The sequence below is a fragment of the Leptospira yasudae genome (assembly GCF_003545925.1).
Taxonomy (GTDB): Bacteria; Spirochaetota; Leptospiria; order Leptospirales; family Leptospiraceae; genus Leptospira; species Leptospira yasudae.
In genome coordinates, this window is record NZ_QHCU01000001.1 from 800,057 (window position 1) to 826,558 (window position 26,502).

Sequence of the window (26,502 nt, forward strand, 5' to 3'; positions counted from 1 at the left end):
CTGGTTCCATGAATCTAACATGAAGCTCACCAAGAAATATACCTTTCGGTCTAGAAAGGCATTGCTCGTTATATTAGACGGTGTCGGATATTCACCGAAAGGCCCCGAATTCGGAAACGCAATCGCAGGCGCAAAACTTCCTTTTTTAAATCAGGTCTGGAATCAATCCCCCACTCTTCACATTCAAGCACACGGAAAAGCGGTCGGCATGCCATCCGACGAAGATATGGGAAATTCCGAAGTCGGTCACAACGTTTTAGGCTCCGGAAGAATCTTCGACCAAGGCGCTAAATTAGTTTCGAACTCGATCGCAAGTCAAGAAATCTTTCAAGGACAAGCTTGGAAAGAAGTGATTGAAAACGCGAAAAAGAAAAATTCCACCTTACATCTGTTAGGTCTTTTTTCGGACGGAAACGTTCACGCTCACATCGATCACACGAAAGCACTGATTTCCAGAGCGATCGAAGAAAAAGTTCCCAAGATCCGTCTTCATATCCTTTTGGATGGAAGAGACGTTCCCGAAAAATCCGCATTAGATTATTTGAATCCTTTCGAAACTTGGCTCGATTCCATGCGAAAAAACGGAGCGGATATTCGCATCGCTTCCGGCGGCGGAAGAATGACCATCACGATGGATCGTTACGAAGCGGATTGGTCCATGGTCGAAAGAGGCTGGAAAATCCACGTTAAAGGAGAAGGCAGAAAATTCTCCTCCGCAAAAGAAGCGATCGAAACGTTTCGGGAAGAAGATCCGAAAGTGATCGATCAATATCTTCCTTCTTTCGTAATCGCGGAGAACGGAAATCCGGTCGGACCGATCGTCGACGGGGACTCCGTTGTCTTTACGAACTTCCGCGGAGACAGAGCGATCGAAATTTCTTTGGCGTTTACCGAAAAGAATTTCAACAAGTTCGATCGGGGTTCTCTTCCGGATATCGTCTATGCAGGCATTATGCAGTACGACGGGGACTTGAAACTTCCGGAACGATTTTTGGTCGCTCCTCCCGCGATCGATCGAACCCTCGGAGAATACATGGCCAACAGCGGAGTCGCTCAGTACGCGTTATCCGAAACGCAAAAATACGGCCACGTTACTTATTTCTGGAACGGAAACAAAAGCGGCTACTTCGATCAAACTTCGGAAGAATACAAAGAGATTCAATCCGACGTGATTCCTTTCGATCAAAGCCCGGAGATGAAGGCGCTTCTGATCACGGAGGCTCTCGAAAAAGCCCTTACCGAAAACAAACAGGATTTCTATCGGGTGAATTATGCAAACGGTGATATGGTCGGCCACACGGGGAATTTTCCCGCCACGATTCAAGCGATGGAATTTCTGGACGGCTGCGTGGAGCGACTTTGGAAAGTATGCGAAAAACAGAATATTGTTCTATTGATCACCGCCGATCACGGTAACGCGGACGAGATGTATCAGCTGGATAAGAAAGGAAACGTGGAAAAGGATACGAAGGGAAATCCGGTTCCGAAAACGAGTCATACTCTGAATTCCGTTCCGTTCTCCATTTTGGATCCGGAAAAGAAAATCCGTTTGAATGCGGGTGTTTCCAATCCCGGTTTAGCGAACGTCGCGGCCACCATTTTGGACGTGATGGGTTACGAAACTCCGGAAGGTTACCATTCTTCCCTGATTCAAAATTAATCCGAAGCAGTTTGTTTCTGCGCGGCTCCTTAAGAAAATCTTTCTTAGGGAAGATCGCGCAGTTTGGAAAACGAAATCGAACAGAAGATCGCGGAAATCAAAATAAAAATCCCCGAAAATCCTAAAGACCAAGATTGTCCGTAAAGATCGGCGAGTCTCCCGGTCAACAAACCGGCGAGCGCCGGAGTCGTCTGAAAGATCAAACTGTAAAAACTCATCACCCGTCCGCGAACACCGTCCGGAGTGATCAACTGAAGCGTAGAAGGAATCAACGCACTGAGAAGTCCTCCCAAAATTCCCGTAGTCAATAGAAGCGCCGCGGATAGAAACGCGTTTGGAGAATTAGCGATCGCTAATGCGATGATTCCCGTAAGAAAAGTCGCGCCTAACATCACATAGCCGCGATGAAAACGGTCGTGCAGAAGTCTCGCTCCGATTCCGCCGATAAACAAACCGAGTCCCAGGGTTCCCATATACAACCCTCTTTCCTGTTCGTTTAACAATAATATGTTTTTTGCGAATTGGGGAAGAACCACCTGAAGCGGTCCCACCATAAAGATCGCGAACGCAGTCAGAATCAAAAGTTCCACGGAGACTTTTTCTGATTTTAAAAAGAGAAGTCCGGTCTTCAGTCCTTCCCAGATCGTTTCTTTTTCGACGGAAACCGTTTCCCGAATTTTTACCAGGATTAAAAACAAATATCCGAACAGATACAAAGCGGCAATCGTATAAAACAGAATATCCCAATCCTGCTTTTGTTTGATCAGCCCTACGATCATCGGAGCCAATCCGAATCCTACGATGATCAGAATGTTCAACATCATCGTGGCCTTTCCCGTGTCTTTCGCATCGACTAAGTTTCCGAGTAACGTCAATCGACCAGGAATCATAAACGTCAGCGCAAGTCCGTTGTATGCGGCAAGAAGAATTAAAATCCAACGAAGATCATAGTTCATTCTTCCCGTTGCGATCAAAATTCCTATAATCAATGCGGAGAGAATGTAATTCGTCTGAAAGAGATAAAGAATCTTCAAACGCGAATATCGATCAAGGATCGCTCCCACAAAAAAACTGAACAAGATCGTGGGCAGTACGTTCGCAAAAAAGATCGAACCCGCAAACGTCTGCGATCCGGTGATGTCCAACGAGTATATGATCAAAGAATAATTGAGCATATTCCCCGCGAGCAAGGTTACTCCGGTATTCGCATAAAAGAATAGAAGACTCTTTTTGGAAAACGTTCCGTTTTCTTTTTGTATTTGCGTAGATTCGGATTTGTTCATATTCGATTCCGATCGATCACGGATCGATTTAGGATTTTCGTCCTTCGACCCATTCTTCGTCGTAATCCTGTTTTTCGAAAGTGGTTCTCGCCTTCAAGTTACGCGTACCCTTGTATCTTCTTTCTTCTGAATGGGAAGACCACCACTGATCCGCTTTTTCGGAAAACTTCTCCCTTCTTAAATCCATGTGAGGATGCGATTGAAAGTATTCGCTGATGAGTTTCGCTTTTTTGTTTCCCGACTCGGGAGAATATTTTTCCAATCTAAGAAATGCAAGTCCAACTCCGTTCGGATCATACATCGTATTTAAGATCAAATCGAACGCGTATTCGTCCGCTTCGTCTTCCTGCGTTTTGTTGTATGCGTGTCTCGTCATCAATTGAAACGCGAAGTCCGCAAGCTTCCCCAATGTTTCCGTTCCGATCTTTGCGGCCAGCAGTTCGAAACGAACTCCGTCCATACAATGCGATTTTTCGATATGCCCTACTTCGTGAGCGAGAACGGCAACCAATTCGTGTTCGGATTTGAGAGTCGTCATCAAACCTCTCGTAACGAAGATCACTCCTCCGGGCAGCGCGAACGCGTTCGGAGATTCCTCTTCCATCACGTAAACCGTGTAATCGAACGGCTTCTGTTTATACACAGTAAGAGTTCCGATCAACTGATTTAGATAAACGTAATCTTTGTCGTTCGGATTCTGCATTTCCGAAAATCGTTCCCGGATCGCGTCGCCGTATTCCTTTTCGTCGATAGAATCGACGGACAGAACTTTCGTTAGCGCCCGATTCATCGTTCGAATCGGCTTGCCGAGAATCTGGTAAAAGGGAGCTAACGTGGAGTTTCGTTCGGTCTGAATCTGCTCTTTGTATAATAAGAACATAAGAACGCTTCCAAAACCCAATATTCCTATAAAAAAAATCAGTCGTTTCATTTAAAACCGATCCCGGTATTTGTTGTAAATCGTATTCATTAAAAGCAATATACTTCCCACTCCCAAGAACACGACCGCTTTGAGAATCGTGCCGGAAGAAGAAAGGTCGTGAAAGATCAATCTTCCCACGCAGAACAACAAAAGCCCCAAGGAAAGATAACGGAACCAAGATTCTTTCAAGAACAATCCGAGCAGGAAGATCAAGAACGCGAGAGTGGACCAAAGCAAAGTCAGGACCGCACTTGAAAAGGACCAATAGAGGAAGAGAAAAATCCCTATAAAAAAAGGATAATATACCACGCCGTTGAGATAGGTTCCGGTCTTGTCCGCGATTCCTTTTAAAAAACCGAGACCGAGAGGAAATTCTATATTCTCCTTTCCGTATCCTCGATAGGCGCGAAACACGAATAAGAATAAAAGAAGAATGGTGAGAACTCCCGGAATCCATTTCGCCTGCATCCAATGTGCGACCGGATTGTCTTCGGTCGACACGATAAAGGTCAGATAAAAGCAGGCAAACAGATGGAATAGAATTCCATACCATCGAAATCTCGAAAGACTTTCCTGTTTTCGAATTCCGATTTCCAAAACTCCGAGCGCCGCGATCGCAAACGCGACGCTGATCCACGATTCGTTTACGATGGAATAGGAGATCAAACCCAGAAAGAAAAGACAACCTTCGCTTAACAACGGATATACGATTTTCCAAAAACGGACGCTTTCGGTTTCTCTAATATCGGAAGTCGCCCAATAAATCCAAACGGAAATCCCGAGAATTGCGGTCCAATTGGAAGCCGACAAGAATCCCAGATACATATAGGAGGACTGTAAATCGACATATACGTAATGAACGGCGAACGCGATCAAGCCCAGCCAGGAAGCTCGTTTGAGAAAGTCGGAAAGGATCGCAATCGAAAGAGAATCCTTCTTTCTTCCGAAAAATTGCCCGAGTTCCAAAAACGAAATCGACAACAAAGCCCAAGCCGGTCCGACGATGAGATTGGAGATCGGATTCAAAACATCCTTCGTATAAATATATACGCTCAGAACGATTCCGAAAACTCCGAGATAGCCGGGCAACGCGTTGTAATACTTTTGAAAGAATCGCAGCGGCGCTTTCCAAATTCCGGTCCAACCGATAAACGAAGTTTCCAATCCTTCCAAACTGATTCTCGGAAAAATGAAAAACACGGAACTCAGTTGAACGAAAACGGACGCGATCTGAAACCCTCTTTCCTTCCAGGGAAACTCGTTTTGATTCGCGAAGACGGTGGATTCTCCGCCTAAGAAAATTTCCAAGTTCGTCCAGATGAAAAAGAAATAAACGTACAGCGCGAATCGTTCGGTCTTGAGCGTTTTCCGTTTCGATAAAAAGAAAATGACCCAAGTCAGAACCGCCATCGCGAACGAAAGAATTCTTCCGGGTGTTTCGGTATAAATTCCGATGACAACGATAGAAATCAAAAGTTCCCAAAACAAAGGCTGCGCGGACCGCAGCCAACCGAGGGAAGAGAATTCTTCCTCTGGAAAAAGAATCCAATATAAGAACAAAGAGGCCGCGAGCATCTCGATCCAAAAACGCGCGGGAATCCCGAAAAGAACGGAGGCGGATTGAAACTCCACGACAAAATGTCGCAATAAAAAGATTCCCGTTAATACGAAGGACAAAACGTAAAAAGAAGAGAAAAGTTTTCCTCCTTCGGCGGAATCCGCGTTCTCCCGTTTCCGAATCCATCTGCCCAGTTCCAAATAAAGAAGCGAAAGAAGAATCGCAAACGGTCCGAATAAAAGCGAACCTTTCAGATTCAGATAATAATAAAACGTGAATACGAGGTGCGCCGTAAAACCGAAAGTTCCCGGCCAATAAAGCGGTTTTTGTCCGCTTAAAACATTAGAATTCTTTAAATAAACCAAAAACGGCAGCAGCCACGGAAGCGACAAGGTAAGAATCCGTTCGTGGTTTTCAAACGTTCCAAAAGCGATCGATTTCCACAAACTCAAGCTAACGAGAGGCGCAAGCAGAAAGATCGTAAAAGAAAGTCTCGTTGAGGACAATTTTTGTCTTAAAACCAGGATTGCGCTTAACAAAATCGAAGGAATCCAAATTCCGTAGGTCTCGTTCGAAAAGAACAAATAGAATGAAAACAAACCCGATCCGGCAAGAACGCTCATAAACGTGATGAGCAAAGAGGTCAGAGATAATTCTTCCTTTAGGATCGGGAATCGTTTTTCCAAAATGCCGATAAAGCCGACTAACGCTAGTATTAGAACACCGTAACCTATCTGAGAAACCAGCGCGGACGAAACCGCAACACCCGGAGTTTCCGATTGAAAAAATTGACGATAGGAAAAGACGATCAGAGTTCCGAATACGATCGTCGTAAGGGAAAGCGAAACCCTTTCCAAAAAGCGGCTTTCTTCCCGAAAACAAATCCAGGAAAAGATCAAAATCTCGAGAGATAAGATCGCGAGAATCGCAAGCGGGTCCAAACTCCAAAGCCGCAGCGAAAAAATTCCAAATATAATCAGGGATTGAGAAACCAGTCGATCCGTAAGAAACAACCAGGAAATTTCTTTTCGTTTTGCGGCCTTGGATAAGAACCAAACGATTCCTGCGGCGACAAACAGTATGAACGTGCTGATCTTCGTTTTTTGCGAATAATGAATCAGGCTGATTCCCAGATACGACCAATTGAGAAGATGACTTGCGAGAGGAAAGAGTTCGAATTCTTTTTTGCCGTACAGAGTTTCCCGGTAATGAACGAGAAGCGCGCCGCAAAATACAGGAAGGATGCAAAGAATCGGAAAAACGACTTCGACACCGACCGGTTTTGCCTGCGAAAAAATCTGATAATGCCAATGAAGATGGGCCGCAAAAAATCCGGTGCTTACCACCAAAAGATGAATTTGTCTTCGTTCCCTGTAATTCCAGATCACGCCCGGCAAACAGATCAACGCAATTACGCCTAACGTAAAACCGGAAGACTGCGGGATCGACACCGCCACCAAACCCAAAATCGTATGCAAAGAAGCGAATGTTTCGTTTTTAGACCGATAACCCGCGTAAAGATTTACGATCAATCCTGCGCTCAAAACCGCGAGAGCCGCGTATGAATTTTCCAGCCATTTCAACGCATCGATGGAACCGCTTCCCAAAGAAACGAAAAGCAATACGGCCGCCGCGCTGCTTCGAAGCGCAAGCGATACGTTTTTGAATTCCGGTTTTCTTCCGAGCCAAAACGCAAGGACCGCAAGAACAAAAGAAAATCCGAATATAAGAAGACAACGATAGATTGCGGAAAGAATAAAGAGCGCATAAATTCCGAGGAATCCGATTCCCGCAACGAGAATAACCGCTCCCAAAATTCCGGTCCAGTTTTCCGAAAGAGGTTTTTCGACCTTCTTCCATAGCTGAACCAAAAATCCGGGTTCCTTAGGAACCTGCGGTTCGATCTTTTCCGGCGTCGGAGCCGGCGTAACCGGCATTCGTTTTTCTTTGGATTCGCCGGATGTCGTTTTAGCAAGAACCGGAGTTTTGGCTTCGGTCCGCACTTCGATTTTGTCCGTTTTCTTTTCTTGTTTGGAAACGGAAGGAGCGGAGGAAGGCAGAGGCGCATCCGTAATCGGTACGACCGGCTTTTCATCCGCAAGAGGACGTTTTACTTCCTTAGGTTTATCCTTGGAAAGCATCGATTCCAAAGAACGAATCCGCTCTTTGAGTTCTTCGATTTCCGTTTTTAATCCTTTGGATTGAAAGAAAGTGTATAAGCTAAATAAGAATAAAACGAAGATTAAGAATACTTCCAAATGATCGACTCCCCGATCGATACTTCGGATAAATCCTTTTTAGTCAAATCAATCCGAGATCAAAAATTTATTTCGAAAGAATCCGATTTCTAAAAAGGAAGAAGCGCCTTCATAGGAATGGTTGCGTTCGGCAGCCACATCAGAATTCCGATTCCGAAAATCAACAACAGCAGAACCAGTTTTTTCCTGGAAACGGGGGTTCCGCTCGACTTTTCGGTTCGAACATACCAGAAGATACAACCGAGACTGAATAATAATTCGATCAAAATCGCGACGTGCGGAAAATAATAATACGAATTCAACGAAACGACGAGAGAATCCGGACTCAACAGCTGATGTTCGAAACCCACGATCAAATCGCATAACACGTGCAATACGGTCAAGAAGCCGCACCAGGCCGAAAACGAAACGTCCTTATAGATCGCGTAGATCACCGCCGTAACGACTCCTCCCTGAATAAAGGCGGGAATCAAATTGTGACTATAGGTCATATGAACCTGGAGATTCTGAAACGTCGCTTCGAATAAAGAGGACGGGAAAGCGGGTTCGACTCCGATGAACGCGAGAAAAAGCCAAAAGAACTCCGGAACGTTGGCGCATAAAAGAAGAATCCAGAACGGATATCGTTTGAACTTGGAATAAGGAATCAGTGCGGATGCGTAATGACCTAAAATCATAATTCTTTTTTTGTTACCACGTAATGAATGAGATACATTCCTAAAAGATAGAAAAACACGAGCGTGATCAATAAGGATGACATAACTTAGCCTTGGTATTGGTTTCGAATTCGGGGGATTGTCAACAAATAATTACGATCGATTCTTTCTAAATCTTAATCAGGAAGTCGTAGCCGATTTCGATTTCCTCTTTCGCTTTGATGAACAAAAGAGAAGGCTTTTCGAGTTTAAAATCCGAAAAAGTTACGTTTACCTTACCGAAAACGCGAATCTGTCCCGGTTCCTTTTGTTCCACTTTACCGCTAGATTCAAAGTCGCGCGTCAATCCGTGGATCGTCAATTTTCCGCGAATCGAATATGAATCTCCGGAAGGCGTCACGGATTCGATCAGTGCGACGATCTCGGGAGTATCAGGATATCCTAATATTTCCATGATATGAGAATCCCTGCTTTCGTCTCCAGAATGAATTTTTAAAATAGGGATCCTAATCGCAAAGGGAGAATTGAGTTTGTATCCCGTCCCCGAACTTTGAATGTTCGGTGAATCCGAATTCACTTCCTTGCAGATCCCATGCACTTCTTTCATAGGATGAATCGCCAGAAAGGTGATTTCCTTTTTGAGAATTTCGGAAGCGAACGTTTGAGAAACGAATAGAAGCGAAACTAAGAAAACGATTTGCCGAATTTTTTTCATCTGTTTTTGAATCCTTAAAACGTGATTACGAGTAAAGACAACGAGAAGGCTCCGAACCCTGCCCATCCTACTTGCTGCATATCTCTTGCGGCTTCGGGTCCTTGTTTTTCGATTTTTTCTCCCAAGGAAGGGAGAATCAACATAGCGGCCAAGTGAAACGGAATCAACGCCTTATGCGCGAAGATCGGACTATAGATATTCACGTCCGAATCATCGGAATCGACGACCCGTTTGGGGGCGAAAAACGCAAGACCTGCGGTCAACAGATACATTCCAAAAGTGGAATATGCTAATTGTTTGTGGAAGTCCCCGGAATTTTTCGCGTACCATTCTTCCTGGGATTTTAATGCGAAGTAGAGCGGAAAGTTATTGGCGGGATCTTTTAACAGGAAATACGTTGCGGCGATGCTGTTTTGATTCAACCCTTGCGCCAAGGCGACCGCGTAAACAGGATCATTGTTTGCGTATTCGGGATGCCCAAGAAGCAATACTTTCGCATATTGATCCGAGGTTCGATACAAACTGTCCTTCGCCTTTTCTCCTTCCAAGTTAGTCGCCAACCAAAGACCCAGCGTGATAAATCCGGAAAGTTGGTGATATTCCAGCATTCTTCTGCGCGTGGAAAGATCGTTCCTGCTTATTTGCGGTTCCGTGTTTTGCAGAGCTTTCACTGCGGGCGCTACCGGCTGCGCGCTCAACTCGCTTATTAAAACGCTTCCGATAAAAACGTTCGATATTAGGAGAACACAAATCCATTTTCGAATCATGATACGATCCTCTTTCACATTCGCGATTCGGGAAAGTATAAGCGAAACATTCACATTTACAACAAGAATCCGATTATTTCATACGCTTCATTGCGATCATCGCGATGTCGTCCGAAAGTTCGGAAAAGCCCGCGCTTCCGATGCTTTTACCGGTGTAGCCGTCCAAATCATTTACGATGGATTGGATTACTTGAGTAGGCGATTGATGCGCGTTTACTACGAGCAGCTGAAACAATCTTTCTTTACCGTACATTTTGTTTTGAGGATTGCGCGCTTCGTCCAAGCCGTCCGTGTACTGAAAGAAAAGATCGCCCGGATCCATCTGAAACGATTTCGGTTCGATCGTGGTTTCAAAAAAAGAATTCTCATCCATTCCGATCGGCAATCCCCCGCCCGGAAGTTCCCTGAGTTTTTTTTCGGACGCATCGTATAACAGAGGTTTGACGTGCCCCGCGGATGCATATCTCATCTTCGCGGTGGTCCGATCGTAGATCGCGATAAAGAAAGTAACGAAGATATGATCGGGCGTATCGGAATACAGATATTCGTTCAGCTCGAGAAGAATTTTTCGGAGGTCCCGTTCCCCTTTACGAAGAATCGAACGCACCTGCGCGCGGAACAAGGACATTACGATCGCGGGTCCGACTCCGTGATTGGAAACGTCTCCCACACAAAGAGCGACTTCGTTTTTACTCAATTCGATAAAATCGTAGTAATCGCCGCCGACTCCGGCCATCGCTTTGTAGAACGCACCGAATTCCGCCGCGTCTCCTAAATTGCTCGGAAGTTTTTCGGGTAAAAGACGTTTTTGAATTTCTTCGGCGGCGAGAAGTTCTCCTTTCATCTCCTCTCGTTCCTTTAAACCGTGCGTCATCCGATTGAGCGATTCGCTCAAAATTCCGATCTCGTCATAACCCGCGGGAGGAAATTCCACATCCAGATTTCCCTTACCGACTTCTTCGGTTTGATGAATGATTTTTTTGATTCTTCTTGCGACCATCCAAGCGAGCAGATACGCGAGAATTACCGCAAAGGCGCCGATCAATGCCGTATAACGTAGAAGTTCCTCTCGGTTTTGACGGATCTTTCTCAAACCTTCCGTACGGTCCAAAAGAACCACGTTGTATCCAAGATGGTTTTTACGGAGAAGTTCGTAACCGAGACCTTTCGGATCCTCGCCGAGTTCGCTTAACAACGGAGTGGAATCGAGAACCCACATCCATTCTTCCGCTTCGCTTCTACTTCGGATTAAAATTCCCGAATCTAAAATCGGAAGTTTCGACTTAGGAAGTTCTGTTTCGGAAGTTCCCGCAAAGATCCATTCCCGCAGAAGATCCCATTTTTTACGCGCAAGTTTCCGTTCTTCTTCGTCTTTCCAATATCTTCTCATTAAATTGGAATCGGAACGATACGGGAGAAACGCGAATTCATCCAAGGCCGCGTCGCGCAAACCGCCGAAAGATTCGGGGGCCTGAAAAAGATTCAGATGAGTCCAGTCTTCTTTGTTTAAATCCATTCTTTCCAAAGATTCGCGGACCTCTTCGATCTTCGATTCGAGCGAACGGATCGTCTCTTGGATTTCTTCCGGTGAGATTTTTTGTTCGTCCGATTTTACGGGCATTACCGATTTCTTCTGCCAAAGGAGAAGTTCCTCGTGCAAGGATTTGGATCGAGCTGCAAGAGAATTCTTTTCTGACTTCCAATCCTCTTCCCATTTTTTACGATCCTTCTTATAAGGATTCAATTCTTCTAATTTAGAATCCCTTGCCTTCAGAACCTTACGGTATTGAATATAAAGGTTTTTGAACTCGGCGTCCGAAGCGGGTTTAGCGGTGCCGGTTTTTCTGAGTTCGGCGATTCTTCCCTTTAACTTTTGGGAAAGTTCACCCAAACTTGCGGAGAATTTCTTGTCCTCTTCGAGATATTCTTTCCAGGAATCGAGATGTTCCGAAATTTCGGAGGCGATGATTTTGGATCGTTCCGCCGTTCCGGGATTTCTGAAAACGGTTCGATACGAAACCTCGTATTGTCTTCCTCCGACTTCGTAGTTCTCGGATTCTGAATATTCGGAATTCGTTTTTAATACGTCCGAACTTTTGAACAAACCGGAGCGTCTTTCCTCGAATTCTTTCAACGCGAGAAGTTTTTTTCCCGTTCCCGAGGATTGAGGAAACAACAAACCGGTATCGAGGGTTTGTTTTCCGGAAGTATCGTATTCCAAAATCCGAACCTTATCCGGCAACAATCCGAGCGACGCGATCTTATCTTTGTAAGCTCCTTTAAAAAAGTTCTGCAGAGTTTTCGTAAGAGCTGTTTCGCCTAACTCCGATTTGGTTTCAAAATTCGGAATATCTTTGGTAAGGGCCTTGTTTTCCTGAACGCGCTTTTCCTTTTCCGTTGTTAGGGAATTTTTCTTTTTAAGATCGTCCGGTGCGGAGGCGATCTCTTCTTCAATCGCTTTAATTTCTTCGCCGATCTGTTCGATTCTTGCATTTGCCGATTCGGCGGAGATTCTGGCCGACGCGGTTTGTTTGGCGAGGTTTACGATCTTTTCATACAATTTGGGATCGATGGAAGCTCCGTTTTCCTTTCTCAATTCTCCCTTTACCTTGGTTTCGAAATCCCGGATTTCCTTTTCGGAAAGATAACGCGTAAAGTATGTGTCCACGGATTTGTGATAATAGTTGTATTTCACTTTCAATCCGATCGAAGCTCCGATGGATTTCAACGCGCCGAAAAGTCCTCCTTCTTTCTGAAGAACCTTTCTTTTGAATTTGCTGAGTTGTTGTTTTTTCTCCTTCACTCGAATTTTGAATTCTTCGATGAGGATCAGACTTCGGCTTAAATTTTCGAGATCGAGAACCGCGGAGTTCACGTATTCCAAAGGTGCTTTCAGCTCGGAATTCATCTTTTCTTCGAGAGCGGCTTGTTGTTGTCCGTAATAAATCGCGGACGTCAGAGCGAGAATCGACACGACCAATACCGCCGTGAAAAAGGAAAGTTTGGCTCGAATGCCGGGAAGGAACTTACGAAGAAGTCTGCTTCGGATCATTTTCTATCCTTGTATGAATGAGCGTGAGTCTGTTTCTTTCGGGACGTTTGAGACGTTTATAACGGACGGTCATGATTTTTTTCAACGATCTTAAACCGAATCCGCCGTCCGCTCCGGTTTCGAAAAGTTCCTTCCAAGTGTCGCTTTTTTTCAAAGTGGGATCGAAAGGAATTCCGTCGTCGGTGATGGTAAATCTCCAAGTGTCCCTGTTGCGTCTCATTTTGAGTTCCACGTTAGACGCCTTTTGATCGGGGAATCCGTGTTCGATCACGTTCGTAATCGCCTCGTCCACCGCAAACACGAGTCGACCTCGGATCAGATCTCCGCATTCATGCCCTAAAAAATTACGGACTACTTCCCGAATTTTGGAAAGCTCCGAAAGATCGTTCGGAAACGTATGCGTTACTTCCTTTTTCAGATTCATCTTACGCTGGGTTGGCGATTAAAACGCCGCCAATGCGTCCTTGACCGATTCGAAGATGCGAATCTTTTTCGTAAAATACATAAGGTCCATCGTATCTCGAACCTCTTTTTTGATGTTGGAGAATACGAGTTCTCCCGATTTTTCCTTTAAGAATTTCAGAATGGAGTTGAGAACCCCGATGCCCGCCGAAGCGATGTAAGAAACTCCGGAGAAGTCGCATACGATCTTTGTCGCGCCGTTTCCGATGGAGGATTCCAATTTCAGTTTCAAATCCGGCGCGGTTTTCGCGTCGATCTCCCCTTGAATTTGAAGAACCAAAAGATTTCCTTCCTTTTTTTCCTGAATCGTAAGTGTCGCCATTTATATTCCCTTCTTGATGTCTTTCATCATGTCTTTTTCCCGTATGATCGCGTAGAGTTTCCGTTCCAATCCGTCGATTTCGTAATAATATTTCGCGTTCGGATCGCCTTCGAAGATATGCGCGTATTTTCGAATTCCCTGAATCGCCTTTCTCGGATTTCCTTCGAGAATTCCCTTGGTAATGAGATAATAGAGTTCGATCGCGAGAGAATCCCGGAGATTCTCCTTAAACGAAACGTCCCGTTTCCCGAGAGCGCCGATCAGATTCTCCACCTCCTGAAGATTGTAATCCTCTGAATCGCTGAATTTTATAATATAAGAAGATAATAATTTTTTACACTTCGGAAGATCGTTCGACTTGGTCGCAACCAGAATCATGTTGTAAAGCCGATGAACCTCTGCGTCCAGATAAACCTTCTGACGATGCGTGTCGAGTTTCACCGGTTCCAAAACGTGTTTCAATTCTTCCGGAGAAAAATTCTTGATAGAGTCCTCGAACAGTTTTTCGCTTTTTGTACGATTGAGTTCCCGGAAATCCGCCAAAGGTTTTTCGATCACAGAAAAGAATTCGATCGCTTCTTTGCTTTCGGCGACCGCTTCCTGCTCCTGAATTTTTTCCAAAAAGAAAATACAACTGTCTCCTACCGCGGACAAATTCTCCCCAAGAGCGTGCGACACGAGGCGTTTGCAATTCAGACCGATCGTGTGAACATAGGCGGGATCAAGTGAATCGGCCTGAATCTTATCGATGATTTTTGCGGAGGTTTGCGCGGAATGCGACTTTTCCTTTTCCCAACCCGCGTATGTCAGCGGATCGATCAAATAGTTGCGAAAATTCTTTTTTCCGGATAAGGCGAGAAGCCGGATCGTTTTGATGAATTCTTGAGCGAGCGGCTGCGGGATGTTATTTCTCGGATTCGGCATTGCGGCTGTTTCGAAAGCGGAACGGGATTTTCCTTGATTCTCGCGCTGCCGTTAAGCGATAGAAGACGCGAAAGATGCCGACTGATTTAAGGCAGTTCCGCAAATTGTAAAGTAAAAAGAACGGAAAATTGTGAAATTCAAACGCCGAAGAAAGCAGACATATTTCCGATTCTCGATCGCGGATCGAAAATACGTCCTCTTCGCTTAACAGATCAGCTCGACCAAATATCAGATAGGTTCTTTGTATTTCAGACTGAACATGTCATTCTTCCTTTTTTTCTCTCGCGTCCAGTCTCCGGCGAACTCTGTGTCTCCAACGTCTTCCTCTTCCGCCGTATCCTCCTCTATGCCAACCGAATCCGGGTTTGATGAGAAGATGCGATAACACGAGAAGTCCGCAAGCCTGCCAGTAATCGATCGTCGTTAATCCGAAGATCGCGGGCATAAGCCAGTTCCAAAGCTGCCAAACCAAGGCTCCGATTCCGAAGACGATGATCGGTATAAATAGAAGTTTGCCCACGAAGTGGCCCCTTCTATGACAATGATGTTTTCGTTCCAGGTGCATGTTGAATTCTTCCTTTAAAAGTTTTCGAGGAATAATGTTTTCAGATCTTTGAGTCTTCGGTTTAAAAATTCTTTCGCGTACGTTTTGCGGGCGGACAACGTTCCTTCGGGAATTCCGGTCTCCGCGGAAAGTTCCTGAAACTTTTTTCCACGGAAAGAATTTTCCACGAACGCGAATTTTTGATCTGCGGGAAGTTCTTCGATCGCGAGTGCAAGCTCTTCCAGAAGAATCGATCGATAGAATTCCTTTTCGGGATTGGGTGCGGAATCGGGCAAAAAAGAATCCAATTCGAATTCTTCGCCTAACGCGGATTGACGATACTGAGCCGTCTTTCGTTTCCGATACCAATCTTTGATCTTGTTTCTCAAAACCGAATACGTATAAGCGATCACGTTTTCGATCTCCCCGGCCGCATTCATTTCGCCGAGAGCAAATACGAAAGATTCCTGAAGGATATCCTCCGCTTCGTCCGGATCGGCGACGCGATATCGGATCCATGCAAGAATCTTTCTTCTTTCCCTGCGGTAAAATTGTTCGAGTGAAGCCAAAGTTCTTTTTTATTCCTCGAAAATGAAGTCGTTTGAGCGGAAAAATCCCTGGATTTTTTTCAGAGACCTCCGCTTTTTTTCTTCGGATTAAAAATAAGACCAAAAACGCGACCCATAGGAAGCGTTTTATTGAGTTAACGCAACCTATCAGAGAACGTTCTACTTTTAAGAAAAGACGAGATCCGATTCTAAACGCGACCTATCGAAAAACCCATAGAACGCGCAGTTATCGAAAAAAGAGAAAAGATACCGATTCAAAGAATCGGCATCTCGGCGAGACCTTGACGAACACTGAGCAGCGGAGAATAACCTAAATCCTTTTTCGCGTTGTCGATTTTGATCGTACAATCACGGGACATGATGCTCGCACTGAATCGAGTCAAAGGGGGTTCGTTTTTGATTCCGAAAAGTTTCCAAACCGCTTCGATGATTCTCGCTAAAAACCGCGCGAGCCAACCCGGAACGGAACGATTCGGAGCTACGACTTTCTGCGTAAGCAGAAGCGATCCGAGAAAATTACGAAAATTGAATACTTCGTCGTCTGTGACGAAATACGCTTTGCCGCCTTGTCCTTTCGTCAGAGCGAGTTCGATCGCGTGAACCAAGTTGTAAATATGAGTCGTGTTGGTAAGGGCCTTTCCCCCGTCGATCCAAGAAAAATTTCCTTCGGCGATCATCTTTAAAAGAACGGGAAGAACGGTTTTATCACCCGGTCCCCAAATCAAACGCGGACGGATCGAAAGCGTCTGCATTTCGGAGGAATTTCCGGCTAACACGCGTTTTTCGGCCTCCGCCTTTGTGCGTGAATACGGAAACGGAGAATTCTTCGGATACGGATAACTTTCGTCGATGTCGATCATCGGTTGTCCGTAGAACAGAGCGGCTTCGGTTCCGATAAAGATGAATCGTTTTACGCCTGCCTTTCGCGCCGCCTCGAGAAGTTGCGTCGTCCCATCGACGTTGACTTTCCAAAAATCCTGAAACGGCCCCCATTGTTCCACATAGGCAGCGCTATGAATGACGACATCGATTCCTTTGAGTTGATTCGGGTCTACGGAATTCAATTCGGAACGAACCGGTTCTCCTCCCGCTTTCGTGATCACGGAATCTGTTTTTTCCGAGCGAGACATCGCTTTGACTTTGTGTTTTTTGGAAAGAATTCGGGTTGCAGCTTCTCCTACAAAGCCGGACGCACCCGTGATAAAAAGATTCATTTTCGCCTCCAAATGGGGTTGAGATTTAATTTTGCACTAGATAGATCGTTCTACCAAAATTATTGCTTACGGTGATTTCGGTCAAGAAATTCTCTTATACCGGAATCAATACGCTTAAAATCCCTTCTAACTGCTTTTCTACGGCTTTCAGGGGTTGAACGCTTCTATGGGCTCGGCAAAGGATCAGCGCGCCCTCAACGGCGGACAGGAGGAGAATGGCGACAGATTCTATACGCTCTTCTTCCATTCCGGACCGATGTAAAAGGGCTTGGATTAGATTTTGCCAATTCTGGTAGGTGGTAGAACAGACTTTCTGGATCCGATCGTTGTCGGCCGCAACTTCGAGAACAACCGTTGCGATCGGACATCCTTTTTGAAAACCGGAGTTGATCAGCTCTTCGGCAAGATGATTCGTAAATTCTTGGAGCGCTCCGTAAAGGTCGGGATGATTTTCAACCGCGGTCTCGATTTGTTTTTCAAGACGTTCTCCGGCGCTTTGAATCGCCTCTGCGGTCAATTCTTCCTTTCCGTTCGGGAAGTGGTGATACAAGGAACCGCTCGGGGTTTCGCTTAATTTGAGAATGTCCTTTAACCCGGTTCCATGGTAACCCCTTTCCTGGAGAAGTTTACCGGTCGTTTGTATCAGTCGTTCTCTGGAGCTGGGTTGTTCCATATCTTCCACGATGAGAGTCTGTCGTTTTTTCTGTCAAGGGGAGTTCGGGGGTTGTAAATCCGTTTTTCGTAGAAAGGGAGTTTTGCGTATTTTTCTCATTCTGCTTTTTCTAAAAGAAAATTAGATTTTTCGAATGTGTTCGATAAAAACAATTTTGATTCGCGTTGTTAGGCTGTCGTAATGAGGAGTAAGTTGAGATTTCGTTTTTTAAGCGTTCGTTACCGCTATGAATGGCCAATACGGAGTTCGGGTTGTTTGGATGCGCTTGGGTATGTCTTGTTATGCTTCGAATTTTGGTTTCAAAGCGGTTGAAAGTCGTTTGTTTCGGATCTTGTTTTTGGGCAGGTGTTCGCCCGTTTGACTAAACGTCGAACCAGTCTCGCGGGTCTAAAACGTAAAATGTGTGGGCGGGGTCGCAGGCAAGGGTCCGAGTTATGCTGTTATTTAAAAGATCGAGGTGGAGGATGTATCTGTAATTCCTGTGAAATGTTGGACCTCCTTCATTCATAGTTCTCACGATAGAATCCCCGACCCCGACCTCATCCAATAACAAAAGATAACGAAATAAAAAGCAGCGAGATACCCCATGAGCCTGCGCTAACGTTCCGAGCAACGCCCAACTCCCGGTGCTCAAGCGCACATTCATCCGAACCATATTTCCCCGACCGGGGCTCGACTGATATAAAGTCTTCCCGGCTCCGTTCCCTAAGCGTTGGATCGCCGTTAAATATTTTCCGTATGTTTTTAAGAGAATCGGAATTCGTTTTGCAAGAACCTTTCGCTCTTTTTCCGAATAACGAAGCAAGATCTCTTTCGAAACCAAAAGAGTGACGACTTCCGTATAATTTTCTTGAAGGCGAGAGCGAAGAATAGAATCCGAATTGAACGATAGAATTCCCATGCTTTCATCGGTTCTCGCAACATTCTTCCACAGCGAACCGATGGATCGAAAACCGGAAAAAAATCAAACGAAAACAAAAAATTATTTCTCTCAAAAAAGTCGACAGATCAAAAAACTTCAACCGGATCATCTGATCCTACAAATCTAAGATCGAATCGGACCGTTCGGTATTTTGCATATTAACAAGAATTCTCGGGACAAATCAACAATTCGAATCATCCAACCGATCGACCAATCGGAATTCCAGATTCATCAGCACAGGTTCAAAACCGATTGTAAACTTTCAATGTTAGCAAAAGAATCTCAAAATAAGATCTAAAAATGCTATAAGAAATGCGAGCGGCGCGGCATTCATTGTCCCGAAATGTTAAGCGAAGTCGGAAACCGAAAGCAAAAACGAACCTTACGAATACCGCTACACTCTACATTATTCCGACTTCTTCCGATCCAAATTCTCGCGCATCCATTTCGCGATTGTCCGCGAATTATCGTCCGTCATCGCTTCCAATTGCGAAGCAACCCTCGATTGAATTTCGACCGACTTATTCTGACTGAGCTTGAACTTCCCTTCCAGCTTCGTGACTTCGATTTGAAACGCCGCAATCCCATTTTGAACGAGATTTCGGAAGTAAGAATCATCGAAGTCCAATTTCCAATCGGAAGAAACATTCGTCTCATACGAGGCCACGAGCTGCCCAATCCGTTTCTGAGAATCCGCTTCATCCAAAAGCGAAAGATTTCCCGTGACGTGAACGGCCGCATAATTCCATGTGGGAACGGTATGCGGTTCTCCCGACCAAGTCGGAGATACGTAACAGTGCGCACCCGAAAAAACGACCAAAACCCGATCACGAATCTTCTTCCAGTGATCGTTGACTTTTGCAAAATGTCCGTAGAGAAACAGCCTACCGGATTCGTCCTTTTCCGGATGGAACACGAGATGAGACGCATCCAAGGAAGAATCATCGGCGGAAAACAGAATTCCGAACGGATTCTCCCGTATAAACGCGATCAACTTACTCTCATCGGTTTCTTCAAAAGCTTTCGGGATATACATACATTTTTCCTTTCATTCCGAACTTCGATGATCCTCAAATTTCTGTAAAGAAAATTCGATCCATATATTCTATATTTATAATATACGAGAGCGCATAAAATCCGCGATCGTTCGAATAGAATTTTCACGCTCCGCCGCACCAGGTTCACTACCGCAATTCTCGCCATTCTTCCCGCCCGATTCCTCCTTCCAAAAAGCAAAAAAGAACGGAAACGGAACAAAGCCAAAGGAAAATAAAACCGCGGCAATCGGCCGAAACGAATTGAAAAAATTCCTTGTACCATTTCCTATTTTTTGGAAAAAAGGAAGGATAGAAAGTTCTAAATCCGGACTTTCAGGGTCTAATCAGCAATCTCTGAAAACCCAGACTTTATGGAATCCTACTCTTACGGTATTGAATGGAATTTGAATTCGGCACTCTTGTTTTATCCGGCCTGATTATTCTCAGCATCGGGCTTCTGCGCGTTTCCTCCAAATTCGGGGTTCCCTCTCTTCTCCTTTTTCTTCTGATCGGAATGGCCGCCGGCTCCGATGGACCCGGCGGAATCGACTTCGACAATCCTCTTCTGGCAAGACAAGTCGGTTCGATCGCGTTGGCATACATTCTTTTCTCCGGCGGTTTGGAAACGGAATGGCAGAAGATCAAACCCGTTCTCTGGAAAGGAATCGTCTTAGGAAACCTGGGCGTTTTGATCACATGGGCGACGATGGGACTCTTTTCCGTTTACGTTCTCGGATTTTCTCCGATCATCGGATTCTTATTGGGTGCGGTCGTTTCGTCGACGGACGCCGCCGCGGTCTTCAACGTTCTCAGAACCAGAAACACGGGGATGAAAAAAGGACTTACGTCCTTACTCGAACTCGAATCGGGAAGCAACGATCCGTTAGCCGTTCTTTTAACCGTAAGTATTCTCAGTTTGTTAGGACCTCAACCTCCGCGAGCGGGAGAATTGGCTCTTCACATCCTTATGCAATTCTCCATAGGATCGGCGGCGGGCGTAGTGTTCGGTTACGTGATCTACAAAGGACTCAATCGAATCAAACTCGAATACGAAGGGTTGTATCCGGTTTTAATTTCGGCTTCCGTTTTGTTCGTGTATTCGGCGACCGAATTGATCGGAGGAAACCCGTTCTTAGCGGTATATATCGCGGGGCTCGTTTTAGGAAATCAGTCCTTCGTTCACAAACGAAGTAATCTCCGCTTCTTAGACGGAATCGCTTGGTTGATGCAGATCATCATGTTCTTAACGTTGGGTCTGCTCGTTTATCCGAGCAGAATTCCTCCGTTGTTCGGAACGGGAATTTTGTTCTCCCTCTTTCTCGTTTTCTTTGCGAGGCCGATCGCGGTATTCATCACTCTCTTTCGGTCCGGTTATAATTTTCGGGAGAAGTTGTTGGTCTCTTGGATCGGACTCCGCGGAGCGGCGCCGATTATTCTTGCGACGTTTCCGTTCGCGCAAGGCGTGGAAGGCTCCGATAAGATCTTCCATCTCGTATTCTTTACCGTATTAATTTCCTTGTTGTTTCAAGGAACGAGCGTTCCTCAAGTCGTTCGTTGGCTCGGATTGGACGCGCCTTTGGAGCAAAGGGCTTCGTATCCGTTCGAATTCGAAAATCGGGAACAGAGCGATTCCAATCTTTTGGAATTCATCGTTCCTTACGGTTCGAATTCGGTCGGAAAGTTCGTGTATTCGTTGAACTTCCCGGAAAACTCTCTGATCACCTTGATCTACCGCGGTGACGGACATATCGTTCCAACAGGAAAAACTAAATTAGAAGAAGGTGATGTTCTTTTGATTCTCACTCCGAAAGGAAGCGAGGACAAGATCCGCGAAATCCTTTCCAAGATGGACGCGCCCGCAACGTAAAGGGGATCGGGCGGTTCCTGCGAACGGATTCGTAATTCGAACCTGGAAAGTAAACGCAGGACCGGGCTTGCTCCGCGCTTCGGCTTTCGCCTTCGGTCGTCTCTAACGAGACGACTGCTTCGCACGCTCCGCATCCCTACCGCAGGATTCTTACCTTTCCAAAAACTCTTTCAAAATTTTGAGCGAATGATCCCAGCCCGTGTCGGAATGTTCGTACGACGTCTGCGTGGGAAAATTTTCCTGCGTCAAAGTAAGAATCGTAGACGTTCCTTCGGACTTCAACTCGAACGTAATGATCGAATAGTTTTCCGGAACATCCGGAATCCCGGAAAAGTTGCTCCAATAATTATATTGAAAGATTTTTTCCTTTTCGAATTTCAAAATCGTTCCGTGGTCCTTGTATTCCTTTTCCTCCCAAACTCCGGTGAATACGATCGGACTTCCGACCTTCCAATCCGATATCGTTTTCGTTCCGTAAAGATACAACTTGATAATTTCCGGATCGATCAACCCGTTCCAAACCTTTGCGATCGGCGCTTGAATCGAAATCTGTTTTTTTAAAATTAACTTTTGGCTCATAAGAATTATTTATAACACAAAACGCGATTCTTGAATTGTAAAAACGCGACGAAGTTTAGGATTTTACGACCAACGTCGCACTTTCCGAAGAAACTCCGATCGTAGCGATCGAACCGGAATTAAACCGAAGATAATCGCTTTCGATTCCGTCGCTGAAAATAACTCCGCCAGCGGGCATCAACGACTCGATCGTCAACGGAAATTTCTCGGTAAGAACGCCCGCGGTGATTCCGATTTGAGTCCGGACGCTTTGAAACGGTTCGCGCACTGCGAACAAAAGTTGATCTTCCTGCAGTGCGGGACGTTTGAGCGTTAATTCCTTTTCGAAAAGTCCCGTAACTCCATAAGCCATATTGAATATAGAACTCAGCCAACCCGTGCTGCCGGCCGGAGTGGAAACGATGATCCCGCTCGAAGATTGTTCTTCCAGATTCCGATTGTACGAAATCTTATATCGCGCGGAAGTATGGGAAGAAGGACCTATAAACAAATCGTTGAACGCGAGCAGCCGTTGACCGTCGTTGAGTTTTGCTTCGGCGAAACGAACCGTCTTGGAAGTGAAATTTCCTCCCATCACATTTTCGACCGCGTGCATAAAGTTATCCTTATCAAACGGAAGAAGCACGCCGTCGTATCGTTCCTTATCCGGATTGACCGCGACGATCGGAACCCCCTTCGAATATTTCGCAGTGTTAGCGACCAAGCCGTCCTGACCGATCGTAACGATCACGTTCTTTTGCGAAAAAAGAAACGAAGGAACATACATCCGCTCCACGATTTTGGATTTGATCTTTTTGGAGATCCGCTTCTGGACAAGATCCAAGGATTCGTGAAAAACCTCGTGTTCCGCTTCGTAATCTTCGAACCTTCCACCGAGTCTTTCGATATAAAAACGCGCCTGCTGTTTCGTGTTGAAACGTTCGATCAAAGCTTCCAGGCGCGTTTTATTCTTAACGATGATCGCATATTCGACCTTCATTTTTTGGAATCTTTCTTTTCCTGAAGAAGATTTTCCAGCAGATCGGGACTGATGTTCAAGTTTCCGATCTTCTCCGCGTTCTCGGCGAGTTGTCTAAAGGCGAGCGAGATGTTGAATTTCGGATCGGGATTGTTGTTCAAAGCGACTAACGTTCTCCAGTCGATATCTCGGAACGGTTTCAGAGTCGTTTCCGTAACGAAGCCCTGCGCTTCCGCTTCCTTTTTCTGGTTGGCCGTTTTCATCTCGATGAATTTTTTTCTTTGTTCTTCGACGGCGATGTCGGCCTGAACCTGCATCTCTCTGAGTTTTCGTTTGTTGTCCGCTTCGAGAATCTTCGCCTCCATCTGCTTTTCGGAAATTTGTTTTTTCTTTTCCTCGACGGCGATCTCGGTGTTCAATTCGCTTTCTTTGATCTTGCGTTCCTGTTCCACCGCGAAGTTTCTTCTTTCATAAATCGCTTGATCCGCTTCCTGCTGAAGACGTTCTCTCGTTTCCGTTTCCAAAGCCCGTTCCATTTCGGGATTCGGACGGATCGCGAGAATGTTCACGTTCAGAATTTCGATTCCCAAAGTGGAAATCGCGCTGGAAGTCTGCAAGCCTTGAAGAATCTGCGTTTCGATCGTCTTTGCGGAACGGATCGAATCCTTCAGGCCGATCCCGTGAATAAAGGAAGAGGTCGAAGTCTGCGCGTAGTTGATGATCCTTTGATTCAACTTTTCGATCTCGTTTTTCTTATACGTTCCGTTGGAATCCACCGTGAAATCCAAAAGTTCGGACAAGGATTTCGGATTGGAAATTTTATACGTGATCTGCCCCTGGATCGAAACGGTTTGATAATCGTTCGTGGATTCGTTGAAGATAAACGGAAGATCGTTACTTCCCAACGGAATCGCCGCGATCGAACTCGTGGGAGCGAAATAGAAAAATGAAAGGCCTCGTCCTTCTTTGGAAACTTTTCCGTTTTTATAAACAATTACATGAGTCATCGAATCGAATTGTATATAATTCCATCCAAACATGATGTTAGATTCTCCCGCGTTTCGTTTTCCGGTTTCGGAGAATCGAATCTTTCAGACTTCCTTTTTTCGATCAAATCATTTTACAGCTTATTCAAAACTAACTTTATCGAATCGGAAAAATTAAGCCGCAAGAAGCCGCCCCGATTTTGGAACAGCTTCTTATAAAGGAAGCGATTCTTTCCATAGACTTCGTTCGATTTCGTTTTAGTTTTAACTTCTAAGAAATAATTTCTGTATAACCGTTTTGTTTTTCCCAATTATGAATTGACTTTTTTGAAAATACGTGCAGATTTCTTCCACTCTTTAAGGAGAATACGCAAATGTTTCGAATCATCTCAAGATTTTTCCTCGTTCTTCTGGTGTTCGGTTTTATCTCAACCGCAATCGCTCAGATCGGCCAAATAAACGCTTCCTCCATCAGCGGGAAGTATCGGGTCGCCGGAACCAATCCGGACGGCTCTTCGTACGGCGGTAGCGTGACGATCACCCAATCGAACGGAGAATATCTTTTTACTTGGACCGTTGCCGGACAAACCTTTACGGGAACCGGAACTCTGGATGGAACTACGTTGACCGTGGATTGGGGACAAAACGATCCCGTGATCTACGAAGTGAAAAACGGGGGCAGACTTTTGGAAGGAACCTGGGCGGGCGGAAGCGCGACGGAGACCTTAAGAAAATAAGAATATTCGAATATTCTTTTGAAGCTTCGCCGAGCTGTTCTTTCTCGGCGAAGTCCTCGATTCGTTAAGCGGGAACCGCTTGTTTGGAAGCTCTTTCCAGCTTGATCAGATTCGCGCTGGAAGCCGCAATGCTGTCCAAATTATAAGCCTGTGAAATCGCTTTCCGTTTTTCTAATTCTTTTCCGCTCAAAACCTTGAGCGATCTTTCCAAGAGAAGCCCGCAGAGAAACCGCGCCGCGATCTCCACCACTTCGAACGCTAAAGAATCCTTTACGCTTCCGTCGTGGATCGATTTGAAAAAAGCTACGGCGACATCGAGATCGTTCCAGACTTTTTTCAGGTCTTCCGAAGCGGAGAATTTGGAAAGTTCTCCTTCCGCATATTGTCTGAGTTGTCCGGTCGGGGACATTCCCGAAACCACTCCTCCGATCGCAGCGACGACTTGAAGCTGAGTCGTTCCTTCGTAGATCGTGGTGATTCGGCTGTCTCTGTAGATCCGCGCGACGTCGTAGTCTTCGGTGTAACCGCTTCCTCCGTGGATTTGAAGCGCATCCGACGCGATGGAAACGCATCCTTCCGAAGCGTAGTATTTGCTGAGAGGAGTAAAAAGATCGGCGAGTTTTTCCCAACGGCGAATACTTTCGTCCTGGCTCACGTCTCGTTCGGATTTACCTTCCACTTTGATGAGATGTTCTTTCGGCCAATGATATAAATCGATCGCCTTTCCCGTTTCGGCGATGAGAACTCGGGTTGCGAGAATCTCCCGTTCCATACGATCGAGAATTTTTCTGACCGCGGGAATTTGTTCGATCGGTTTTCCGAATTGAATTCTTTCCGATGCGTATTTCTTACCTTCGTAATACGCGGCGGTTGCGATTCCCAAAGACTGGGTTGCGATCGTAAGTCGCGCCGCGTTCATCATTCCCATCGAATATTTTACGAGACCGTATCCGGTTTTACCGATCAATTCTCCCGGAGCGTTGTCGAACACGACTTCGCAAGTGGGGGAACAATGGAGTCCCATCTTGTGTTCCACGCCCGCGATATGAACGTCGCTTCCTTTTACGAGAAAGAAGGACAAACCTCTCGCGCCGCTTTCGGGCGATCCGGTTCTCGCTAACGTAAGAATGACGGAAGGCGCGTTGACGTAACCGCATGCGTGCGTGATAAAACGTTTCGCTCCGTTGATTCTCCATACGCCGTTTGCGTCTTGCGTCGCTCTCGTCTGAACGTTCGGAAGATCCGATCCGTAGTTCGGTTCGGTCAACGCCATCGCCGCGCTGTATTTACCCGCGGAAATATCGGGAAGCCATTTTTCGCACATTTCCGGTGACGCATAACGTTCCATAATCTCCACGATGTTGATGTTTCCGTACGCAAGACAGAAGGCCGCATCGGCTCTCGCCGCGATCTCGCACATAAAGGATTGAACCGTGGCGGGCAAACCCATTCCGCCGTATTTTCTGCTGATCGAAATCGGCATCAAACCAGCGTCACGGAGCGTATTGTAACATTCTTCCTGCGCTTTCGGAAAGGTCACCTTTCCGTTTTCATACTTGAGTCCGATCTTATCCATTTCCTTGCTGCGGGGAGCGACGAATTCTCCCATAATCTCGCCCAAGGATTCCAATACGGACTTATAGTATTCTTTGGCTTCTTCCACGCTCGAAGGAGCGTATGCCAATCTGTCGTTTCCGGATTTCTTATATTCTTCCGCGTCTTCGAATTTATGCTCGTAAGCGTGGACAATCTCATCCCAATCGATCAACTCGTCGAACACGAGTTTGATATCATCATTGTCCTGAAAGTAATTACTGATAATCATGGGGACTTTTAC

23 protein-coding genes are annotated in these 26,502 nt (G+C 45.7%); 3 read left to right on the top strand and 20 right to left on the bottom strand.

Features of this window, described 5'->3' with window-relative positions; genetic code table 11:
- Positions 1-19 precede the first annotated feature (19 nt).
- A complete protein-coding gene (gene gpmI / locus DLM76_RS03935) occupies positions 20-1,660 on the top strand; it encodes a 2,3-bisphosphoglycerate-independent phosphoglycerate mutase (RefSeq protein WP_118964397.1) in 1,641 nt (546 codons plus the stop codon).
- A 44-nt stretch (positions 1,661-1,704) separates the two neighbouring features.
- Here gpmI and DLM76_RS03940 read toward each other — a convergent pair whose 3' ends face one another.
- The 16 genes from DLM76_RS03940 to DLM76_RS04015 all read right to left on the bottom strand — a co-directional run bounded on the left by DLM76_RS03940 (position 1,705) and on the right by DLM76_RS04015 (position 19,537).
- Positions 1,705-2,943 carry an MFS transporter gene (locus tag DLM76_RS03940; protein WP_118964398.1) on the bottom strand — a complete coding sequence of 413 codons (1,239 nt, stop codon included), beginning with the start codon at positions 2,941-2,943 and terminating at the stop codon, positions 1,705-1,707.
- Positions 2,944-2,971: 28 nt separating this feature from the next.
- On the bottom strand, positions 2,972-3,874 hold the full coding sequence (locus DLM76_RS03945; RefSeq protein WP_118954855.1) for a M48 family metallopeptidase: 903 nt from the start codon (positions 3,872-3,874) through the stop codon (positions 2,972-2,974).
- Positions 3,875-7,681: a DUF2339 domain-containing protein gene (locus tag DLM76_RS03950; RefSeq protein WP_118964399.1), complete on the bottom strand. Its 3,807-nt coding sequence runs from the start codon at positions 7,679-7,681 to the stop codon at positions 3,875-3,877.
- Positions 7,682-7,770: 89 nt separating this feature from the next.
- A complete protein-coding gene (locus DLM76_RS03955) occupies positions 7,771-8,358 on the bottom strand; it encodes a hypothetical protein (RefSeq protein WP_118964400.1) in 588 nt (195 codons plus the stop codon).
- Between the two features lie 148 nt (positions 8,359-8,506).
- Entirely contained in the window at positions 8,507-9,052 is a 546-nt protein-coding gene (locus tag DLM76_RS03960; protein ID WP_118964401.1) for a YceI family protein, read from the bottom strand.
- Between the two features lie 14 nt (positions 9,053-9,066).
- Positions 9,067-9,819, bottom strand: a complete 753-nt coding sequence (locus DLM76_RS03965; protein ID WP_118964560.1) for a hypothetical protein — start codon at positions 9,817-9,819, stop codon at positions 9,067-9,069.
- Between the two features lie 73 nt (positions 9,820-9,892).
- Positions 9,893-12,871, bottom strand: a complete 2,979-nt coding sequence (locus DLM76_RS03970) for a PP2C family protein-serine/threonine phosphatase (RefSeq protein ID WP_118964402.1) — start codon at positions 12,869-12,871, stop codon at positions 9,893-9,895.
- Positions 12,846-13,295 (bottom strand): ATP-binding protein, encoded by a 450-nt coding sequence (locus tag DLM76_RS03975; protein WP_118964403.1) that lies wholly within the window; start codon positions 13,293-13,295, stop codon positions 12,846-12,848. The genes DLM76_RS03970 and DLM76_RS03975 overlap by 26 nt, the downstream gene beginning before the upstream one ends.
- Positions 13,296-13,313: 18 nt before the next feature.
- Positions 13,314-13,655, bottom strand: coding sequence for an STAS domain-containing protein (locus DLM76_RS03980; protein ID WP_118954849.1), 342 nt, complete (start codon positions 13,653-13,655; stop codon positions 13,314-13,316).
- The gene (locus DLM76_RS03985) at positions 13,656-14,579 is read right to left on the bottom strand and encodes a hypothetical protein (protein WP_118964404.1); all 924 of its coding nucleotides are present in this window, start codon (positions 14,577-14,579) and stop codon (positions 13,656-13,658) included. It lies immediately after the preceding gene.
- Positions 14,580-14,841: 262 nt separating this feature from the next.
- Positions 14,842-15,144 carry a hypothetical protein gene (locus tag DLM76_RS03990; RefSeq protein WP_118954847.1) on the bottom strand — a complete coding sequence of 101 codons (303 nt, stop codon included), beginning with the start codon at positions 15,142-15,144 and terminating at the stop codon, positions 14,842-14,844.
- Positions 15,145-15,158: 14 nt separating this feature from the next.
- Positions 15,159-15,692 (bottom strand): RNA polymerase sigma factor, encoded by a 534-nt coding sequence (locus DLM76_RS03995; protein WP_118964405.1) that lies wholly within the window; start codon positions 15,690-15,692, stop codon positions 15,159-15,161.
- A gap of 254 nt (positions 15,693-15,946) precedes the next feature.
- Entirely contained in the window at positions 15,947-16,906 is a 960-nt protein-coding gene (locus DLM76_RS04000; protein ID WP_118964406.1) for an NAD-dependent epimerase/dehydratase family protein, read from the bottom strand.
- A 94-nt stretch (positions 16,907-17,000) separates the two neighbouring features.
- Positions 17,001-17,579 (bottom strand): TetR/AcrR family transcriptional regulator, encoded by a 579-nt coding sequence (locus DLM76_RS04005; RefSeq protein WP_118964407.1) that lies wholly within the window; start codon positions 17,577-17,579, stop codon positions 17,001-17,003.
- Positions 17,580-17,940: 361 nt separating this feature from the next.
- Complete coding sequence (locus DLM76_RS04010; protein WP_118954843.1) at positions 17,941-18,480, bottom strand: DUF1564 domain-containing protein; 540 nt, start codon at positions 18,478-18,480, stop codon at positions 17,941-17,943.
- A gap of 427 nt (positions 18,481-18,907) precedes the next feature.
- Positions 18,908-19,537, bottom strand: a complete 630-nt coding sequence (locus DLM76_RS04015; protein WP_118964408.1) for an FMN-binding negative transcriptional regulator — start codon at positions 19,535-19,537, stop codon at positions 18,908-18,910.
- 398 nt (positions 19,538-19,935) lie between these two features.
- Here DLM76_RS04015 and DLM76_RS04020 point away from each other — a divergent pair, with 398 nt between their 5' ends.
- Complete coding sequence (locus DLM76_RS04020; protein WP_118954841.1) at positions 19,936-21,405, top strand: potassium/proton antiporter; 1,470 nt, start codon at positions 19,936-19,938, stop codon at positions 21,403-21,405.
- Between the two features lie 150 nt (positions 21,406-21,555).
- On the opposite strand, the gene DLM76_RS04025 is transcribed toward DLM76_RS04020, so the two are convergent.
- From DLM76_RS04025 to DLM76_RS04035, 3 genes are read right to left on the bottom strand one after another with little or no spacing between them, the layout of a single operon-like run.
- Positions 21,556-21,984, bottom strand: coding sequence for an SRPBCC family protein (locus DLM76_RS04025; protein ID WP_118954840.1), 429 nt, complete (start codon positions 21,982-21,984; stop codon positions 21,556-21,558).
- Positions 21,985-22,039: 55 nt separating this feature from the next.
- Positions 22,040-22,963, bottom strand: coding sequence for an NAD(+)/NADH kinase (locus DLM76_RS04030; RefSeq protein ID WP_118954839.1), 924 nt, complete (start codon positions 22,961-22,963; stop codon positions 22,040-22,042).
- Complete coding sequence (locus DLM76_RS04035; protein ID WP_118954838.1) at positions 22,960-23,982, bottom strand: SPFH domain-containing protein; 1,023 nt, start codon at positions 23,980-23,982, stop codon at positions 22,960-22,962. Before DLM76_RS04035 ends, DLM76_RS04030 begins: the two co-directional genes overlap by 4 nt.
- 320 nt (positions 23,983-24,302) lie before the next feature.
- On the opposite strand from DLM76_RS04035, the gene lfb1 reads away from it, so the two are divergent.
- A complete protein-coding gene (gene lfb1 / locus DLM76_RS04040) occupies positions 24,303-24,665 on the top strand; it encodes an LIC10280 family protein (protein ID WP_118964409.1) in 363 nt (120 codons plus the stop codon).
- A 64-nt stretch (positions 24,666-24,729) separates the two neighbouring features.
- Here lfb1 and DLM76_RS04045 read toward each other — a convergent pair whose 3' ends face one another.
- Entirely contained in the window at positions 24,730-26,490 is a 1,761-nt protein-coding gene (locus tag DLM76_RS04045; RefSeq protein ID WP_118964410.1) for an acyl-CoA dehydrogenase family protein, read from the bottom strand.
- Positions 26,491-26,502: the final 12 nt, after the last annotated feature.

Bases quoted from the DNA above. Each gene is read 5' to 3' on its own strand.
- gpmI (WP_118964397.1), top strand. From the start codon at position 20: ATGAAGCTCACCAAGAAATATACCTTTCGGTCTAGAAAGGCATTGCTC.
- DLM76_RS03940 (WP_118964398.1), bottom strand. From the start codon at position 2,943: ATGAACAAATCCGAATCTACGCAAATACAAAAAGAAAACGGAACGTTT.
- DLM76_RS03945 (WP_118954855.1), bottom strand. From the start codon at position 3,874: ATGAAACGACTGATTTTTTTTATAGGAATATTGGGTTTTGGAAGCGTT.
- DLM76_RS03955 (WP_118964400.1), bottom strand. From the start codon at position 8,358: ATGATTTTAGGTCATTACGCATCCGCACTGATTCCTTATTCCAAGTTC.
- DLM76_RS03960 (WP_118964401.1), bottom strand. From the start codon at position 9,052: ATGAAAAAAATTCGGCAAATCGTTTTCTTAGTTTCGCTTCTATTCGTT.
- DLM76_RS03965 (WP_118964560.1), bottom strand. From the start codon at position 9,819: ATGATTCGAAAATGGATTTGTGTTCTCCTAATATCGAACGTTTTTATC.
- DLM76_RS03970 (WP_118964402.1), bottom strand. From the start codon at position 12,871: ATGATCCGAAGCAGACTTCTTCGTAAGTTCCTTCCCGGCATTCGAGCC.
- DLM76_RS03975 (WP_118964403.1), bottom strand. From the start codon at position 13,295: ATGAATCTGAAAAAGGAAGTAACGCATACGTTTCCGAACGATCTTTCG.
- DLM76_RS03980 (WP_118954849.1), bottom strand. From the start codon at position 13,655: ATGGCGACACTTACGATTCAGGAAAAAAAGGAAGGAAATCTTTTGGTT.
- DLM76_RS03985 (WP_118964404.1), bottom strand. From the start codon at position 14,579: ATGCCGAATCCGAGAAATAACATCCCGCAGCCGCTCGCTCAAGAATTC.
- DLM76_RS03990 (WP_118954847.1), bottom strand. From the start codon at position 15,144: ATGCACCTGGAACGAAAACATCATTGTCATAGAAGGGGCCACTTCGTG.
- DLM76_RS04000 (WP_118964406.1), bottom strand. From the start codon at position 16,906: ATGAATCTTTTTATCACGGGTGCGTCCGGCTTTGTAGGAGAAGCTGCA.
- DLM76_RS04005 (WP_118964407.1), bottom strand. From the start codon at position 17,579: ATGGAACAACCCAGCTCCAGAGAACGACTGATACAAACGACCGGTAAA.
- DLM76_RS04010 (WP_118954843.1), bottom strand. From the start codon at position 18,480: ATGGGAATTCTATCGTTCAATTCGGATTCTATTCTTCGCTCTCGCCTT.
- DLM76_RS04015 (WP_118964408.1), bottom strand. From the start codon at position 19,537: ATGTATATCCCGAAAGCTTTTGAAGAAACCGATGAGAGTAAGTTGATC.
- DLM76_RS04020 (WP_118954841.1), top strand. From the start codon at position 19,936: ATGGAATTTGAATTCGGCACTCTTGTTTTATCCGGCCTGATTATTCTC.
- DLM76_RS04025 (WP_118954840.1), bottom strand. From the start codon at position 21,984: ATGAGCCAAAAGTTAATTTTAAAAAAACAGATTTCGATTCAAGCGCCG.
- DLM76_RS04030 (WP_118954839.1), bottom strand. From the start codon at position 22,963: ATGAAGGTCGAATATGCGATCATCGTTAAGAATAAAACGCGCCTGGAA.
- DLM76_RS04035 (WP_118954838.1), bottom strand. From the start codon at position 23,982: ATGTTTGGATGGAATTATATACAATTCGATTCGATGACTCATGTAATT.
- lfb1 (WP_118964409.1), top strand. From the start codon at position 24,303: ATGTTTCGAATCATCTCAAGATTTTTCCTCGTTCTTCTGGTGTTCGGT.
- DLM76_RS04045 (WP_118964410.1), bottom strand. From the start codon at position 26,490: ATGATTATCAGTAATTACTTTCAGGACAATGATGATATCAAACTCGTG.